Below are 16,798 nucleotides of genomic sequence, written 5' to 3' on the forward strand. Positions count from 1 at the left end.
GCATGAGTCTCTCCCGCCTCCTGCCGGACAGCACCCTGTCCCTGCTCGCCCAGGGTTACGCCTGGCTGCCCGACCGTATGCGCCGCACCGCGGGCCCCCTGGTGCGTGCCCGGCTGCTGGGGAAGCCCACGGTGGCCCTGCGCGGGCCGGAGGCGGTCCGCTTCGTCTACGACGAGCGCCATGTGCGCCGCGGGCCGGCCCTCCCCGAACCGGTGAAGAGCACCCTGTTCGGGCACGGCGCGGTGCACACCCTCGACGGTGAGGCGCACCGCGTGCGGAAGGCGATGTTCCTGTCGCTGCTGAAGTCCCCGCAGAACATCGCGGGCCTGGTCGGCGATGTCACCGCGGCGTGGGACGGGGCGGCCGCCCGGTGGGCGGAACGGGAGCGGGTGGTGCTGTTCGACGAGGCGAGCCGGGTGCTGGCCGGGGCGGTCTGCCGGTGGGCCGGCGTACCGCTGGAGGAGGCCGAGGCGGAGTCCGCCGCCCGCGACCTGATGGCCATGGTGGACGGCTTCGCCACCCTGGGCCCGCGCCACTGGCGCGCCCGGTCGGCACGCCGCCGCCGCGAGGCGTGGCTGGCGTCCCTCGTGGAGGGGGTGCGCGACGGCTCGGCGAGCGTGCCGGAGGGTTCGGTGGTGGAGGTGGTGGCGCGGCACGTCGACGCCGGCGGCGAGCGGCTCGACGCGCGGACGGCCGCGGTGGAGATCCTCAACGTGCTGCGCCCCACCGTCGCGGTCTGCTGGTTCGTCGCCTTCGCCGCTCACGCCCTGCACCGGTGGCCGGAACACCGGGCCCGGCTGGCAGAGGAGGCGCGCACGGGCGCCGGGCACGGCTTCGGGGGCGCGTACGCGGAGGCGTTCGCCCACGAGGTGCGCCGCTTCTATCCGTTCGCGCCGTTCATCGGCGGTCTCGCCGCGGCCGATCTGACGTGGCGGGGCGAGCCCGTCCCCCGGGGCGCGCTCGTCCTGCTCGACATCCACGGGCAGGACCACGACCCCGCGCTGTGGGAGGACCCGTACTCCTTCGACCCGCGGCGCTTCCTCGACCGCCCTCCGGAGCGGGACGAGCTGATCCCGCAGGGCGGCGGCGACCCCGCCACGGGCCACCGGTGCCCGGGCGAGGACGTCACCGTGGCGCTGCTGACGGCTCTGTCGGCCCGGCTTTCCCTTCTGGAGTACGACGTGCCCGAGCAGGATCTGCGGATTCCGCTGCGCCGCGTCCCATCCCGTCCGCGCAGCGGCTTCGTCGTCGCGAACGTGCGCCCGCCCGGCTGACCGGGACCGGCCGCCGGGCCGTCAGCCCCCTCGGCCCTCCTCGTCCGGCCGCGCGTCCGGTACGTCCCGTACCTCGAACCCGCCGCGGCCGTCGATCCGCACCTCCCGCACCGCGTCGAAGCCGTCCGAACGGCGGGGTTCGCGCAGCCGCCGGAGGGTGTCGAAGAAGCCCGCCTCGGGCACGCGCTCCCTGCCCTGGCGGGCGGCGTTGCGCGCCAGGGCGTTCGGCACGTCGGGCGGGAACCAGTACGCCACCACCCGCGCCCCGTACGCGCGTCCCGCGGCGATCAGGGGAGCCCACTCCAGCGGCGAGGGGTTGGTGTTGTCCACGACCACCGGCCGCCCCCGCTCCAGCGCCTCCTCCACCATGCGCATCTGCCGCCGCTGCCTGTGCCGGGCGGAACGCGGGAAGAGGTCCTTGCTGACCACGGTGTACTCGGCGGGCAGGCAGCGGACGCGGAAGGCCGTCTTACCCGAGCCCTGGAGGCCGATCAGCACGGCCAGTTCCGGACGGGCCCGCGGCCCCTCGCCCGGGGCCGGCGGCCGCGGCGGTCCCGCCACGGCTTCTCAGCCCTCGCCCTCGGCCTTCTGCTGCGTCAGGCTCCAGGCGTACTGCAGCCAGTCGGACAGGGCCACGCTGCTCAGGCAGGAGGTGACCAGGCGGGTGGCGCGCGGAGCCGTCGCGTAGCCCACCGTCAGACCGCCGGCGATCCACATCGCCACGCAGAAGGGGCAGGCCAGCAGTTCGCCCATGGACCGGTGCAGCCCGTGTCCGCGGGGCACGTCCATGACCTCGGCGCCGTGGAGGCTGCCGGTGCGGCGGGTGAAGGGGGCCCGCAGGAAGCTGGTGACCTTGTCCTTGGTGAGCAGCCGGGAGCTGCGGTAGGTGGCGACCCCCATCAGGAGCAGGTCCAGCGGGGGGATCCTCTCGGGCAGCTGCCGGCCCGACGCCCTCATGCGCCAGGCGAACACCCCCGCCCCGGTCGCGTAGACGCCCGCCAGTGTGGCGAGTCCGCGCAGGGAGACCTCCCCCTCCTCGGAGTACTCGTCCGCGCCGGTGACCCGCCCCACCGTCTCGGCGGCCTGATCCATGGCACCACTCATTCGGCTCCTCCTCGTCACCGGTCCGCAAAAAGACCTCGCGCCTCACGCCCGGCACTGCGTACCCGGCGCGCGCCCGTGTCAGGGCCTGGGGTTCGTACGCCGCCACCGGGGGCGCGCGTCGGCCCCTCTCCGCCCCGCGACCGAGGCGCACCGCGGGCACAGCCGCTGCACGCGGTCGGCCGCACCGCCCGACTCGGGGATGACGTCGGTCCACGTCACATGCGGGAAGCGGTCGAGCCGTGAGCGGCTGAGGGACAGCCCGCACACGGTCTGGTTCATGCCCTGCTCCCAGGCGTGCACCTCGCCCGCGGGAAGCCGGACGTTGTCCTCCTCGTCGGTCCACCGGCCCGACGCGGCCACGGCGTATCGCTTGCGTACTGACACGGAGGTACGGGTTTCCCCGGAGGCCGTCCCCACACCCTTGTCCCCGCGGTTTCCGCAGCTCCCGGAGCTCCGGGGCCGCCGCCCGGGCTCCTCCCCCTCCCCCTGTCGCCGGGCGCCGTGCCGTCCACCGCGCCCGCGCCACGGCGTCAGCGGCTCACTCGGAGTGCGCCGCCGGCTCCTCCCGGCGGTGGAGCCTGCCGCCCGCGCGGAACTCGTGGATGGCGTGGCCCTGCTCTCCCGCGGTCAGCATCACCTGCTCCCAGCCGAGCGCGCGGTTCCCCGTGGCGAACAGCGGGCCGCTCTCCCGGTCGCCGACCAGTGTGCGCAGCAGTCCGGCCGCCCGCTCGCTGATGTCCCCCTCGCCCTCGGGCACCGGCCGGCCGCAGACCCCGGTCACCCGCCCCGCCCGGAGGTCCACGTCCTGGATCTCCAGGGAGAGCAGGTCCAGCACCCGCAGGTCTCCCTCCCACAGCAGCAGCCACAGGGCCCGGTGCGCCATGTCGATGGAGTCGTCGCGAAGCAGTTCCTCGAGCCGTTCGGCGGTGATGCGTTCGTCCGTGAGCGTCATGGCCCGGCAGTATTCCGGGCGGGCACGTCCGCGGGTAGGGGTAGGAAGGATCCTTCCGGTGAAGGTTTTTCCGCAGAAGCCCGTGCCGCCGCCCGCCGCCCGCCGCTCGGGCGGCGGCGGGCGGCGGCACGGCGGCCTTCCGGCCCGACTCCCCCGTCAGCAGCTCAGGTTGTCGCCCGGGGTGGTGCCCAGGATCTGGACGAACCGCTGGTACTTGTCGATCCGGCTCTGCACCTGGGCGGGGTTGCGCCCGCCGCACTCCAGGGAGCCGTTGATGCTGCGGATGGTCTCGCCGAAGCCGTGCCCGCCCACCATCGCGTTGTGCGGGGTCATGGTGCCCGGGCCGCTCTGGGTGTTCCAGTACCACAGGGCGGTCTTCCAGGCGACCGCGGCGTCCCGCTCCACCAGATGGGGGTTGCGCAGCAGGTCGATGCCCAGCGCGTCGCCCGCCGCCTTGTAGTTGAAGTTCCAGCTGAGCTGGATCGGGCCGCGCCCGTAGTAGGCGGCCTGGCCCGCCGGGCAGCCGTAGGGCCGGCTGCTGTCGCAGTAGTGGGGGTAGTTGGCGGTGTTCTGCTCCACGATGTGGACCAGACCGCCGGTCTCGTGGCTGACGTTGGCGAGGAAGGCGGCGGCCTCCCGCTTCCTCACCGTGTCGCCGCCGGTGCCGGCGAAGGCCGGGTAGGCGCTCAGGGCGGCCTTCAGCCCCTGGTAGGTGTAGAAGGAGTTCCGGTTCGGGAACATCTGGTTGAACTGCGCCTCGCTGACCACGAATCCGGACGGGTCCGGGTTCGTGGGCGGCGGGGTCGTACCGCCGCCGCAGGCGCCCTGGTCGCTCCAGACGCCGGAGGTGCCGGGGGGCGCCTCGTTCTGGGTCCACCAGCGGGCGGTCCAGTTGTGGCCGTTGTGGGAGACGGTCGTCCCGCCGAGGTAGACCGACGAGGAGTTCCACGGGGTCGCACACTCGGCGGCGGAGGCGGAGGTCGCGGGTAGGGCGACCGCCAGGGCGCCTGCGAGGGCGGAGGCGGCGAGGCCCGCCATGAGGCGTTTTCTCAGCACCTGAACTTCCCTTCCGGGGTGGGGGGTTGGTCGGGAACACTCAAGCGCCTTGGTATGTACCAGTCAAGGTATGGACCAGATCCGCTTCGCGCCGGGGCATGCGGCGACCCCGACCGGGACCGCACCGAGCCTCCCCCTTCAATCCGCCCGGCCGGCGCCCCGCCCGGCATCCCCTTCGCCCCTTCCCCTCCTGGATAAGGGCTTTGGTCGGGAAACGGATGATCTGACATGAGACGAAGGTCATTCACCGCGATCGTATGAATTGAGACTTCACCCGAATGCCGGTCATCCGGTCGGGTCCGGCCTTCGTTGTTGTGGACGTGACTCCACCAGACCTGCTTTCCACATCCGCGGCCCGTCTCCCCGGATCGGGCTGCCGTGAGTGACCAGGGCCCGCACTTCGATCCGTACGGCACGCCCGCGGGTCCGGACCCCGACTGGTACCGCACCGGTGTCCATCCGGAGTTCGACCAGTGGTTCGTACCGGAGCAGAGAGCCCCCGCCCCGCCCGACGTGGACGTCCTCGATCCGTCCTGGGACTTCGAGGCCGAACTCGCCAAGCTGCTCCAGGACTCCGGCCACGCCCCGCCCCGGCCCCACGGCCGGGAGCACGATCCGGCCCATGCCCGGGCCCAGTCCGCCGAACAGCCCCGGGGGGCGCACACCGGGCCGGAGCCGGCCGTGGACGAGGCCACCCGGGTGCTGCGCCGCTTCGGCGCCGGGGACGCCGAAGAGGCGGTGCGCCCCGCTGACGGCGCCGCTCCCGCCCGCCGGGCGGGGCGTTCGGCCGCCGAACGCCGCCACCGCCGCAGGCGCCGGACACCCCAGCGGCCGGAACTGTCGCTGCTGCACGTGTTCAGCTACGCCGTGGCGGCACTGACCGCCGGCATCGTGGCCATGGTCAGCGTGCTGGGCGGACTGGTCTCCTACGACCCCCTGCGCCTGCTGGCCGGGCCCGCCGTGCCCGCCGACCTGGCGCGGTGGTGGCCCCTGCTGGTCTACGGGCCCTGGCTCGCCGGCTCCCTGTCGATCCTGCGCGCCACCGTGCTGCGGCGCCGGGTCCGGCACTCCTGGGCGGTGGTGGTCCTCTTCTCGGCGGTGGCGGTGGTCCTGTGCGTGGCCCACGCCCCCAAGACCCTGACCGGGGTGGCGGCCGCGGGCCTCCCCCCGATCACCGCCCTGGCCTGCTTCCACCAGCTGGTGGGGCAGATCACCCTCACCCAGCCCCGGCACGCCCTGCCCCGCCGGCCCGCACCGCTGCCGCAGCGTGGTCCGCTCCCCCGAATGCGGACCGGCTACCGCGGGGACGGCCCGAGGCGTCCTTCCCCGGACGGGCGCCCCGGGCCGGGCCGCTGAGGCGGGTGGGAACGGAGCCGGCCGGGCGTCCCCAGGGGCGCCCGGCCGGCTCGTCACGGCGCGGTGCCGCCCGTCAGCGGCCGGCCCGCCGGCTCTCCGGCGGTCCCAGGTAGCTCGGCCGCAGGCCGCCGGTGTCCACGACGATCCGGTGCACGATGACCGTGGGGTCGACCATCCACAGCTTCAGGACGTGGACGCCCGGCCGGCCGACCGTGTGCCGGGTGACGGTGCGGTTGACGTTGTCGGAGGTGTTCCTCGCCCACCGCTTGTTCATGTAGGTGTCGTCGGCGCCGGTGGCGGCGGTGACGTCGACCGTCCGCGGCTCGGCGTCGTCGATCGAGACGGCGTACCGCAGGCCCTTCGTCGGCAGGACGTTGTTGCGCGGCGCCAGGTGGACCCATACATCGACCTCGCCGGCCGTGGTGAGCGTCATCTCGTACTCCAGGCGCGGCCCGTGGCCGCCGGGTTCCCGGCTGGGCGCGGTGACGGGGTAGGGCTCCATCCCGTCCTCGGCCCGCCCGATGTCGGGCAGACGCCTCCAGTGGACGCCCGCGGTGTCGACGGCCCGGGAGTAGTGCGCGGCCTCCATGCAGACGTGCCCGTCCGCCTCGACGAAGCCCCGCGGCCCCCGCCGCGGCATCCGGTGGTTCTCGACGACGGCCTGGACCTCCACGGTGGCGCCGCCGGGGCCGTGGACGGTGATGGGCACCCTGGTGACGCCCTTGGGGGCCCTCTTCCAGTCGACCCGTACGGTGGCGCGCACCTGCTCCTCGACCCGTCCGCGTGCGCGGTCGACCCTCACCCAGGGGTCGGCCGCGGTGATGCGGTAGTCGAAGGGCCTGCTGCCGCGGTTGAAGACCTCGATGTACTGCTCGGGGTAGTTCTGGTACGGGCTGAAGGCCGGCAGCACCGCCTCCCCGTCCGCCTCGGGCCACCACAGGTCGGATCCGTCGATGCCCACGCCCATCTCGGCGCGGTCGGGCAGTTCGATGCGCCTGACCGCCGGGAAGACCTCGTCGGGCAGGGCGACGTGGTCGGGCGTCTGGGGCTGCTGCCAGGGCGCGTCGGGCCCGTAGCGCTCCACGTCACCGTAGCCGATCTTCGGCTGGGTCTGGAAGCCCTTCCACTTCCCGCCGGCCAGGATGTTGTTGTAGTAGTCCGACATCGCCTGGTCGTCGGCGAAGCGCTCGTCGGTGAGGTCGGCGTAGCGGTTGGCGGCGGCGCGGCCCTGCTCGGCGTAGAGGATGTTGGTGAACTGCGCCTCGCGCAGCTCGTAGAGGTTGGCGGTGGCCTTCACCTGGTAGAGCACGAGCTGGTAGTAGGCGTCCTGGTCCTCCTTCGGGAGCCGGCGGCCGGCCTTCTCCGCACGCCTGGCGAGCCTGCGCCACTCCTCGGTGACCCGTGCCGTCTCGCCGTAGTGGTTGAGGTGGTAGGGGCTGGCCTGGTCGTCGTAGACCACCGCCTCCTCGTCCTTCGACAGGTCCTTGGCGGGGTCGAGGGTGATGCGGCGGTTGAGCAGCTCGGGCTTGCGGCGGGCCTGCAGGACGCCGTAGGTGTGCAGGATCTCGGCGATCTCGTCGGCGTGCTCGGGGCCGAAGCTCTGCGCGACGTAGCCGCGCCCCCACTCGTGGAGGCGCTCCAGGGGCCAGCGCTCCGGAGCCCAGGCGTAGTCGAGGAAGAACTGCGTGGGCAGTTCCTCGGCCTTCAGATCGCCCACGTTGACCACCCACAGGCGGTCCACGCCGTAGGTGTAGGTCAGGTGGAGCTGCTCCCAGGTGCTGACGAGGTTGACGGTGTCGACCCACTTGTAGTTGCGGCCGACCCCGACGTAGTCGAAGTGGTAGTACATGCCGTAGCCGCCGGCGCGCTCGGGGAGCGACTGGTCCGGGAGCTTGCGCATGTTGCCCCAGTTGTCGTCGCAGAAGACGACGGTGACGTCCTCCGGCGGGCGCAGGCCCTTGTCCCAGTAGCGCTGGACCTCCTTGTAGAGGGTCTGCACCTGCGGGATGCCGGTGACGTCCTCCTTCCCGGTGACCTCGGCCAGGATCTCGCGCTGGCTGTCGAGGATGGACTGCATCAGGTCGATGCCGTCGCCGTCGGGCAGGCTGACGTCGCCGTTGCCGCGCATGCCGAGGGTGACCACGCCCTCGAAGTCCTCCTCGACCATGCGGCGGATGCCGTCGGCCCAGTACGCCTCGATCGCCTGCCGGTTGCGGCGGAAGCTCCACTCTCCGGTGCCGCCGTAGGGGTCGCTGCCGGGCTCGGTGATGTTGCCCTCGGCGTCGCGCCTGGCGGGGGTGGCGTGGCGGTTCCACTCCTCGATGCCGCGCATCATGGGGGCCTCGTGGGAGGTGCCCATCACGATGCCGTACTCCTTGGCCGTGGCGTGGTTGGCCGGGTCGTCCTCGGCGAAGGCCCGGCCCCACACGGCCGGCCACAGGTAGTTGGCCTTGAGCCGGAGCATGGTCTCGAAGACCTTGGCGTGGAACTCCTTGTTGAAGCCGTTCGGGAAGCCGGGGGCGCGGCCGGGGCCGAAGTACTCCGGCGCCCAGGTGCCCAGGGCCGGGTTCTCGTCGTTGATGAAGAAGCCGCGGTACTTCACGGCCGGAGTGCCCTGGGTGTGGCGGCCGGGCAGCACGTGCAGCTCGTCGTGGCGGCGCGGCGGTACGTCGTCCCAGAAGTGCCAGGGGGACACGCCCATCTGGCGGGTGGTCTCGTAGATACCGAAGATGGTGCCGCGCTGGTCGCTGCCGGCGATGACGAAGGCGCGGCGCACTCCCGGTACCGGTTCCTCCACCACCTGCTCGACGGTGGTCTCCCACTTCCCCGCGATGCCCGAGACGTCCAGCTTCCCCGCCGCGACGAGCCGGTCGATCAGCGGGCTCTTCCCGATGGTGCCGACGATCACGGCCTCGGCGCGCCGCGGCGGGACGTCACCCCGCTTGAGGGCCGGCTCGACGCCGGTGACGCGCCCGATGTCCTTGCGCAGGTCCTCCGCCGCCCGCAGTACGCCCGGGTGGTCGCCGCCGCTGACCACGATCGGCGCGGCGCGGCCGTCCGCGACGAGGGGGAAGCTCCCGCCGCGGCGGGAGAAGGAGATGTAGGTGCCGGAGCCTTGGGTGTGCCCGCCGCCCCTGCCCCGGTCCGCGGCGGCGGCCGGGGCTGCGACGGCGGCGGGTACGGCGGCGGCGGCCGCGGTCAGCGGTATCAACCCGAGGAACGTCCGCCGGCTGGCGTTCTCGGAAGCCTGTGGACCGGTGTTGGGCCTTCTCATTGCTCGATCTCCGCAGGTCATGGACGGGAGAGGACTGGAGAGGAATCGCACGCTGATCTTTCCGGAATGGTTCCGGAAAGGAAATCATCGAGGCATGCCCGGGTCAAGGCTCTGCACCGCGGAAGTTCCATGTGAGTAAAGGCGGTTCAAGGGCGGAACCACAGGAGGAGGCCGTCTGTGGTTCCGGAAATTTTCGCCGGTGCGACGGTGGCTCCGGCACTGCGGCACGTCCTACGGGCGGGCTCGCCACCGCTTGTCCGCACGGCCCCGCACACGGCGGCGGGGCCGTACGGTCGATCCGTACGGCCCCGCCGTGGTGCGCCGCCCGCCGGGCGGCCGCCGGGTCAGCCCGGCCAGGTGCCCGTCATCTTGCGGACGGCGACGGCACCGCCGCGGTCCACCGCGGCCCTGACCACCGAGAAGATCACGCCCTGGATCGCGGCGGCCAGCAGGATCTCGCCCAGCCTGCGGTCCTCGTCGCCGGGGTCGGGGGCGTCGTCCCGGTCGCTGACGATCTTCCACGCCTGCCTGAAGGCCGCGCTCGCGACGGCGCCGCTCACGGCGCCGAGCGCGATGCCCACCGGCCTGTAGAGCAGCTTCTTCTTCCTCTTCTTCATGACCGGTTCTCTCCTACCGGGTCCGCGGGACTGTTCCGGGTGCTCCGCCACGGGGCGCCCGGGTCTTCCCACGGATTCCCCGCGCGCGCCCCGCCACACGGCGTCCCGCCGGTCAGCGGGTCACCACGTGCCGCTCGTCCGGAACGCAGTGGGTCATCGTCAGGCCCTCGACGTCCCGCGGCGGGTTCTTGCCGAGGTTCGCCAGGCGCTCGCGGTCCTCGTCGGTGAGCTGCTGGTTCGGCAGCGGCTCCAGGTTCGCCACGTCCTGCGGGGAGATGCCGAGCCCCTCGCCCACCCGCACTCCGAGGTCGTTCTCCACGAGCAGGAAGTGCCACACCATCCGCTCCTGGATGTGCCTGGGGCACTGCTTCAGCTGGTTGGTGAAGTTGGCGACCAGGTCGTCGCGCTCCCAGTCCTCCATCAGCAGGTAGCGCTGGCCGGCCTGCAGGTAGTCGTTGGTCCGCGGGATGCGGCTGCGGGTCAGCCTGCCGCGGAGTTCCGGCCCCTGCTCGCCGTAGCCCGGCCCCTCCGCCTCCCGGAGCCCGCCCAGGGTGGACGGCTCGTAGTTGACGTGCCGGTTCTCGCCCCGGGGGTCGACCTCGTAGGCCATGGGGCCGCCGTTCTGGTTGGTGTGGACCGGGGCCTTGGCCCGGTTCACCGGCAGCTGGAGGTAGTTGGGGCCCACCCGGTATCGCTGGGTGTCGCTGTAGGAGAAGGTGCGGCCGACCAGCATCTTGTCGTCGGAGAAGTCCAGGCCGTCGACCAGCACTCCGGTGCCGAAGGCGATCTGCTCGTTCTGGGTGAAGAAGTCGTCCGGCATCCGGTTGAGGACCATGCGGCCCACCGGCTTGGGCGGGAACTCCTGCTCCGGCCAGGTCTTGGTGTCGTCCAGCGGGTCGAAGTCCAGCTCCGGGTGCTCGTGGTCCTCCATCATCTGCACCAGGAGTTCCCACTCGGGGTACTCGCCCCGCTCGATGGACTCGTACAGGTCCTTGGTGGCGTGGCCGAGGCTGTCGGCCTGGACGTTCGCGGCGTCCTCCTCGGTCATGGAGCGCACGCCCTGCTTGGGCATCCAGTGGTACTTGACCAGCATGGTGCGGCCGTCGGAGTTCTCCCACTTGTAGGTGTTGACCCCGAAGCCCTGCATGTGCCGGTAGTCGGCGGGGATGCCGCGCGGGCTGAAGAGGTTGACCAGCATGTGCATGGACTCGGGCGTCTGCGACATGAAGTCGAAGATCCGCTCGGGCCTCTGCTCGAAGGTCACCGGGTCGGGCTTGAGCGCGTGGATGACGTCGGGGAACTTGATGGCGTCCCGGATGAAGAAGACGCCGAGGTTGTTGCCGACGAGGTCCCAGTTGCCCTCCTCGGTGTAGAACTTCACCGCGAAGCCTCGCGGGTCGCGGGCCGCCTCGGAGGAGTCGCGCCCGCCGATGACCGTGGAGAAGCGGACGGCCACGTCGGTGCGCTTGCCCCGCTCCTGGAACAGCTTGGCGCGGGTGTACTGCGCGATGGGCTCGTCCCCCCAGGAGCCGTACGCCTCGAAGTAGCCGAAGGCCGTCACGCCGCGCGCGTGCACCACCCGCTCGGGGATGCGCTCGCGGTCGAAGTGGCTGATCTTCTCCAGGAAGTGGTAGTTCTCCAGCGTGGCGGGACCCCGGGCGCCGACCGTGCGCTGGTTCTGGTTGTCGTGGATCGGGTGGCCCTGCCGGTTCGTGAGCACCGGACGGTCGTCGCGCTGCCTGGCTGTCTCGGTCACGTACTGGTCTCCTTCGAACGGGGGTTCACGCGGCGGAGGCGTCCGGAATCCGCCGTGCGCGTGTGCCTGTACCCCGATCCGCCCCATTCGTACCTTCACATCGGCCATCGGTGCGCCGCGAGGAGCGCGCGGACCGGACGCGCCGGTCCGCCGCGTCCCGTGGGGGGCGGCGGACCGGCGCGCGGGCTGGCCTCCGTGCCGTGTGCCGGCGTCCGGGGTCAGCGCTCCAGATCGCCGCGCATGGCGACGAACAGCTTCCCGGCCTCTTCGGAGGTGCTGTCGGGGAACAGCGCCACCGCGGCGGTGCTCTCGTCCGCCCAGCCGCAGATCACCTGGCCGTTCTCGGCCAGGGAGGCCGTCAGGCACTCCACCGAGCCGCCCAGCGGTCCGGGGTCGGCCACCGGCTGCGCCTGGGGCTGCCCCAGCTCCGGGTCCCACTCGATGTACTCCAGCATGCCGCGGAAGAGGTGTTCGCGGCGTTTGCCGGTGTCCTCGGGGACGTTGTCGACGCCCTCGAAGAGGATCGGGTCGCCGCCTTCCGGGTCGGCGAAGTGGCTGACGACCAGCCGCATGCCCTCCCGCATCTCGCCCGGGTCGACCGGTACGTCCGTGACGGCGCCGTCTCCGGTGTGCTTGCGCAGGCCCCCCGCCTCCGCCGCGTCCACGAGGGACCGCTCGCCGCCCGGCACGGCCGGCCGCGACGCGCTCGGGGAGGCGGCCGCCGGCGCGTCCGGTATCGCGGGCGACGAGGCGTCGTCCGCCGGCAGGTCCTCCGGCTGGCAGGCGGTCAGCGCCGCCACGGCGACCGCCGCGGCGACGGCTGCCCGGCACAGTCTTCCCCGAGATGTCCGAAACACAGTGGTGTACCCCCCTGTCCGAGGCCGTCCGGTCGACGGCTGCGACCAGTGGACGCGCAGGTGGGCGGGCCCGGTTCCCGCACTCCGGCCGCCGCCGGAAGCCCAGGGGGCGCGCCCGCGAGGCTGGCCGGAGTTCCGCTGTCCCCGCCGCCCGATCCGGGGTACGCATGACGGGGGACCGCAGAGCGGACGACCGCTCCCCCGTGCGGAGAGGAGGCGCCCCGTGTCCACCGAGACGGACACCGGCCGGGAGTACGGCGCCTCGTCCGGCGTCCCGTCCCCCGGGCCGCCCGCGTCCCCCGGGCCGCCCGCGAGTCCGCCCGCAGGTGCGCCGGAACAGGCGGAGGACGGCGGGTGCGCCTGGGTCGTCGGCGACTGCTGGCTGTGGTGCCTGCGCAGCGGCACGGCGGTGACCTGGCTCGGGCCGGTGGTCTCCTGGGGCACCCACGCCCCGCTGTACGCCTGCGAGGACTGCATCAGCCGGCTCGAGGAGCAGGTGCGGAGCCCCTCCCCCACCGGGCGGGGCTCCGTCTGCTGGCTGTGGTGCGGGCGGGGCGGCGTGCCGCTGAACCCTCTCGCGGAGGTCGGCTACCGCGGGAGGACGACCGTGTTCTCCGCGTGCGAGGACTGCGTGGCCCGGCTCAAGCAGAAGGTGCTGGCCGCGGCGATGGTCAAGGACACGGCCAACCGCTGAGCCCCGCCCGTGCGGGCGGGGCGCGGTTCAGGCCACGGTCCTGCGCACCGCTTCGGCCACGACGGCGCTCAGATCGCCGCCCGTCTCCTCGAAGACGGCACGCTGGGCGGCGGCGCCGTTGCCGCGCCGGAAGAGGTCCTCGATCCCCTCCTTGGCCAGGGCCAGGTCGCCGGCGTCCGACAGGGCCGGGGCGGTGTGGTCGAGCAGGGCGCCCACGACGCTCTCCGCGGGCGCGGGCTCGAAGGTCACCGGGTGCACCAGCTCCCCGGAGAGCCCGGAGCGGCCCGCCCGCCACGCCGCCAGGCGCAGCAGGCCGACGTCCACCGGCGCGGGCGGTTCGTCCGCGCGCCACTGGCGGGCCGCGGTCTCCACCAGCGCGCGGACCAGCGCCGCGAGCAGCACCGTGTCGCGGGCGTCGAGGCACACGTCGGCGACCCGCACCTCGACCGTGGGGTAGTTCCGCGCCAGCCGGGCGTCGAAGTAGATCATCCCCTCGTCCAGCAGCGCCCCCGTCCGGATCATCGAGCGCACCCGCTCGCGGTAGTTCCCGGCCGAGCCGAAGACCTCCACCGGCCCCGCCGACGGCCACCGGCCCCACACCCGGTTGCGGTAACTGGCGTATCCGCTGTCCTCGCCCTGCCAGAAGGGGGAGTTGGCGCTCATCGCCAGCAGCGGGGCCAGCCACGGACGGATCCGGTCCAGGACGGCGACCCCCTCCTCGTCGGACTCCACGCCCACATGGACGTGGAGCCCGCAGGTGAGCTGCTCCTGGGCGGTCAGCCCGTACTCCTGGACCATCCGCCGGTAGCGTTCGCCGGGGCTGAGCGAGGGGTCGGCCGCCAGCGGCGAGGTGGCCAGTGCCGCGACCTCCGCCCCGACCGCGCGCGCCCGCTGCGACGCCGCGCCGCGCCACCGGCGCACCTCCACGGCCAGGTCCACCATCTGCGTGCGCGGGCGGGTCCCGGTCTCCAGCTGCTCCTCCTGGAGCTCCTTCTCCAGTTCCTCGTCCTCGCCCACGGAGGCCAGCACCGCTCCCGAGACGGCCTGCGGCTCACCACTGTCCGCGCTCACCAGGAGCAGTTCTTCCTCGACACCGACGCTTCTCATCGCCACAGCCTCCTCAGGCGGTCGTCCGATCCAGCGAATTCCCCGGCCGGGCGCAAGTACGCGCCACGGTTCGGCCACACGGCCGGGCCGGGCGAACGGGTCATGAAAGGGCCGGAAGGGGGAACAAGCACCATCCCACCGGCGCACCGCCCGCGCGGCCGTACGCCGGTCACAGGACAGAGGCCAGGGAGGAGAGCTTGCGTCTGCGCCACACCCGGCCCGGCGATCCCGGCTACACCCGCAGGCGCCACGGCCGCGGCTTCCGCTACCTCGACGCCGAGGGCCGGCCGCTGCGCGACCCGGCGGAACTGGAGCGGATCAGGTCCCTGGTCATCCCGCCGGCCTGGAAGGACGTGTGGATCTGCCCCAGGCCCAACGGCCACCTACAGGCCGTCGGCACCGACGCCGCCGGGCGCCGCCAGTACCTGTACCACCCGCGGTTCCGGGCGGAGCAGGAGAAGACCAAGCACGAGCACGTGCTGGAGGCCGCCGAGGCGCTGCCCCGCATCCGCGAGACGATCGGGGCGCACCTGGACGAGCGTGGGCTGACCCGGCAGCGGGTGCTGGGCGCCGCGGTCCGCCTGCTGGACCTGGGGTTCTTCCGCGTCGGAGGCGAGCGCTACGCGGAACTGAACAGCTCCTACGGCCTGACCACCCTGCTGCGCGAGCACGCCGACTGCGCGGGCGGCGAGGTGACCTTCACCTACACCGGCAAGCACGGCCGGGAGGTGGTGCGCGCCGTGGCGGACCCCGCGACGTTCCGGGCGGTGCGCGCCCTCAAACGCCGCCGCGGGGGCGGCGAGAGGCTGCTGGCCTACTGGGAGCGGCCGGTGTGGCGCGAGGTGACGGGCGAGGACCTCAACGCATATCTGAAGGACCTGGGCGGTGTGGACATCACCGCCAAGGACTTCCGCACCTGGCACGCCACCGTGCTGGCGTCCGTCGCCCTGGCCGTCTCGCGGTTCGCCGACCGGAGCGAGGCCGCCCGCCGCCGTGCGGTCGCCCGCGCCGTCAAGGAGGTCTCCGAGTACCTGGGCAACACCCCGGCGGTGTGCCGCGCCTCGTACGTCAACCCGCGGGTGATCGAACTGTACGAGGAGGGGGTCACCATCGCCCCGGTCCTGCACCGGCTCGGGGACCGGGCCGCCTTCGGGGTTCCCGCGACCCAGGGGGCGATCGAGGAGGCCGTGCTGCGGATGCTGCGCACCGGCCGCCCTCCCCGGGGCTGAGGCCGGACGGCCCGGCGCGGAACGCCTCGGGTGCGCGAGGCCGTCAGGCACTCCCCCTTCCCGGTCCGCTCCTCCGCCGGCCTGCCGCGGTCGCAGGGGGCCCTCTCCGGACCCTCGGGTTCTGATGAACGTCGCGACACCCGACCTCCGGATGGACGAAGCCGTCGTGCTCGTCGGAAGAGCCGTTCCCGCATGTCCGCACACCGCCCGCACGACGGTCGCACGCAAGAGGGCGGCCGCTGTGCGACGCCGGCCACACCGGAGGCGGGAGGGGCGGGCCTCAGAAGGCGTCGCGCAGTTCGAGGAGCTTCCGCTCGGTGTCCTGGACGGGCAGGGCCTGGGTGACCATGCGGTCGAGGGCTTCCAGGTAGGTGGTGACCTCGGGGCGCTCGTCGATGTAGACGGCACCGGTCAGGCTCTCGGTGTAGACGATGTCCGGAAGCTCCGGATAGCTGAACCGGAAGAGCTGGAAGGGACCGAACATCCCCGGGTGGGGCCCCGCGCTGAAGGGCATGATCTGCAGACTGATCTCGGGCCTGGCGCAGATCTCGACCAGGCGGTCGATCTGAGCCCTCATGACACCGGCGCCGCCGACCGGCCTGCGCAGCACCTGCTCGTCCAGCACCGCCCACAGGCGCGGAGCGTCGGGCTTGGCCAGGAGCCGCTGCCGCCCCATGCGCAGCGCGACCCGCCGGTCGAGCTCCTCCTCGTCCGCCCGGGGGAAGCCGGTCCGCAGCAGGGCACGGGCGTAGTCCTCGGTCTGGAGCAGGCCGGGGACGCAGTGGGGCTCGTAGGAGCGGATGAGGTCGGCTTCGCTCTCCAGGCTGACGTAGAGGCTGAACCAGTCCGGCAGGACGCTGCGGAAGCGGTGCCACCAGCCCGGCCTGTTGGCCTTCTCCACCAGCGCGAGGAAGGCGTCGACCTCTTCCGCCCCGATGCCATAGCTCTCCAGCAGCGCCTTGACGTAGAGCGGGCGCAGGCCCACCTCGGCCTTCTCCATGCGGCGGACCGTGGATGTGGTGACGCTCAGGACCCGGGCGGCTTCCTCGAACGACTTCCCGGCGCGTTCCCGCAGGTCACGCAGGCGCAGCCCCAGGACGATCTGCCCCACGGTCGGTGCCGACCGGGACTCGCCCATGGTCTCTCCCTCTCCGCTCGCGCCTCACCGGCAGAGCAGTGTGCCATGACCTCGGCGACACAGCCAGGCTGTCATTTAAATCTTGCAATTTGCAGAACTCTTCTTGCCTTTTGCGGACACCGATGAGCATAGTAGCCGGGTGATCCAGTTCACGACGCGGTCACACCGGCGTCGAACCGTCCCGGTACACGGGCCCTCCCGCCCCTCCCGCGGGCCCCGTGCCCTCGCCGTCCCTCCCCACCGTGACGCACTGGACGCGGTGACCGGTCAGCGGGCGTTCCCGGGCACCGGCCCCTCACACGGACCCGGCGGCGCACCGGCCCCGACGCCCACCGGCGTACGAAAGGCGAGCCACTGATGGCTCTTCTCCCCCGCTCAGCGCAC

Annotated in this window: 15 protein-coding genes; 4 read left to right on the forward strand and 11 right to left on the reverse strand. The window is 72.8% G+C overall.

Translation table 11 applies throughout. From position 1 onward, the window contains the following. Positions 1-2 precede the first annotated feature (2 nt). The gene (locus QPK52_RS01190; protein WP_410534965.1) at positions 3-1,274 is read left to right on the forward strand and encodes a cytochrome P450; all 1,272 of its coding nucleotides are present in this window, start codon (positions 3-5) and stop codon (positions 1,272-1,274) included. A 21-nt stretch (positions 1,275-1,295) separates the two neighbouring features. On the opposite strand, the gene QPK52_RS01195 is transcribed toward QPK52_RS01190, so the two are convergent. From QPK52_RS01195 to QPK52_RS01215, 5 genes are all read right to left on the reverse strand, one after another. Next, positions 1,296-1,835: an AAA family ATPase gene (locus QPK52_RS01195; RefSeq protein WP_410534967.1), complete on the reverse strand. Its 540-nt coding sequence runs from the start codon at positions 1,833-1,835 to the stop codon at positions 1,296-1,298. Positions 1,836-1,841: 6 nt separating this feature from the next. Then, the gene (locus QPK52_RS01200; RefSeq protein ID WP_410534968.1) at positions 1,842-2,378 is read right to left on the reverse strand and encodes a DUF1360 domain-containing protein; all 537 of its coding nucleotides are present in this window, start codon (positions 2,376-2,378) and stop codon (positions 1,842-1,844) included. 78 nt (positions 2,379-2,456) lie between these two features. Further along, complete coding sequence (locus QPK52_RS01205; RefSeq protein WP_410534969.1) at positions 2,457-2,762, reverse strand: hypothetical protein; 306 nt, start codon at positions 2,760-2,762, stop codon at positions 2,457-2,459. A 154-nt stretch (positions 2,763-2,916) separates the two neighbouring features. Continuing rightward, the gene (locus tag QPK52_RS01210) at positions 2,917-3,330 is read right to left on the reverse strand and encodes a hypothetical protein (RefSeq protein ID WP_410534970.1); all 414 of its coding nucleotides are present in this window, start codon (positions 3,328-3,330) and stop codon (positions 2,917-2,919) included. Between the two features lie 156 nt (positions 3,331-3,486). Next, the gene (locus tag QPK52_RS01215) at positions 3,487-4,368 is read right to left on the reverse strand and encodes a glycoside hydrolase family 19 protein (protein WP_410540151.1); all 882 of its coding nucleotides are present in this window, start codon (positions 4,366-4,368) and stop codon (positions 3,487-3,489) included. A 396-nt stretch (positions 4,369-4,764) separates the two neighbouring features. On the opposite strand from QPK52_RS01215, the gene QPK52_RS01220 reads away from it, so the two are divergent. Beyond that, a complete protein-coding gene (locus QPK52_RS01220; protein ID WP_410534971.1) occupies positions 4,765-5,742 on the forward strand; it encodes a DUF2637 domain-containing protein in 978 nt (325 codons plus the stop codon). A 73-nt stretch (positions 5,743-5,815) separates the two neighbouring features. On the opposite strand, the gene QPK52_RS01225 is transcribed toward QPK52_RS01220, so the two are convergent. The 4 genes from QPK52_RS01225 to QPK52_RS01240 all read right to left on the reverse strand — a co-directional run bounded on the left by QPK52_RS01225 (position 5,816) and on the right by QPK52_RS01240 (position 12,189). Then, positions 5,816-9,037 carry a glycosyl hydrolase 115 family protein gene (locus QPK52_RS01225; RefSeq protein ID WP_410534972.1) on the reverse strand — a complete coding sequence of 1,074 codons (3,222 nt, stop codon included), beginning with the start codon at positions 9,035-9,037 and terminating at the stop codon, positions 5,816-5,818. A 323-nt stretch (positions 9,038-9,360) separates the two neighbouring features. Beyond that, positions 9,361-9,633, reverse strand: a complete 273-nt coding sequence (locus QPK52_RS01230; protein WP_410534973.1) for a DUF4235 domain-containing protein — start codon at positions 9,631-9,633, stop codon at positions 9,361-9,363. A 112-nt stretch (positions 9,634-9,745) separates the two neighbouring features. Beyond that, entirely contained in the window at positions 9,746-11,389 is a 1,644-nt protein-coding gene (locus tag QPK52_RS01235) for a catalase (protein ID WP_410534974.1), read from the reverse strand. Between the two features lie 218 nt (positions 11,390-11,607). Further along, on the reverse strand, positions 11,608-12,189 hold the full coding sequence (locus QPK52_RS01240; protein WP_410534976.1) for a hypothetical protein: 582 nt from the start codon (positions 12,187-12,189) through the stop codon (positions 11,608-11,610). Between the two features lie 280 nt (positions 12,190-12,469). On the opposite strand from QPK52_RS01240, the gene QPK52_RS01245 reads away from it, so the two are divergent. After that, positions 12,470-12,940 (forward strand): hypothetical protein, encoded by a 471-nt coding sequence (locus QPK52_RS01245; protein ID WP_410534977.1) that lies wholly within the window; start codon positions 12,470-12,472, stop codon positions 12,938-12,940. 27 nt (positions 12,941-12,967) lie between these two features. Here QPK52_RS01245 and QPK52_RS01250 read toward each other — a convergent pair whose 3' ends face one another. After that, complete coding sequence (locus QPK52_RS01250; protein WP_410534978.1) at positions 12,968-14,047, reverse strand: glutamate--cysteine ligase; 1,080 nt, start codon at positions 14,045-14,047, stop codon at positions 12,968-12,970. A 197-nt stretch (positions 14,048-14,244) separates the two neighbouring features. Between QPK52_RS01250 and QPK52_RS01255 the strand changes: the two genes are divergently transcribed. Then, positions 14,245-15,276, forward strand: coding sequence for a DNA topoisomerase IB (locus QPK52_RS01255; RefSeq protein ID WP_410534979.1), 1,032 nt, complete (start codon positions 14,245-14,247; stop codon positions 15,274-15,276). A gap of 280 nt (positions 15,277-15,556) precedes the next feature. On the opposite strand, the gene QPK52_RS01260 is transcribed toward QPK52_RS01255, so the two are convergent. Then, complete coding sequence (locus tag QPK52_RS01260; RefSeq protein WP_410534981.1) at positions 15,557-16,414, reverse strand: helix-turn-helix domain-containing protein; 858 nt, start codon at positions 16,412-16,414, stop codon at positions 15,557-15,559. Between the last annotated feature and the right edge of the window lie 384 nt (positions 16,415-16,798).

The organism is Streptomyces sp. KL2, assembly GCF_046529545.1.
Lineage (GTDB): Bacteria > Actinomycetota > Actinomycetes > Streptomycetales > Streptomycetaceae > Streptomyces > Streptomyces radiopugnans.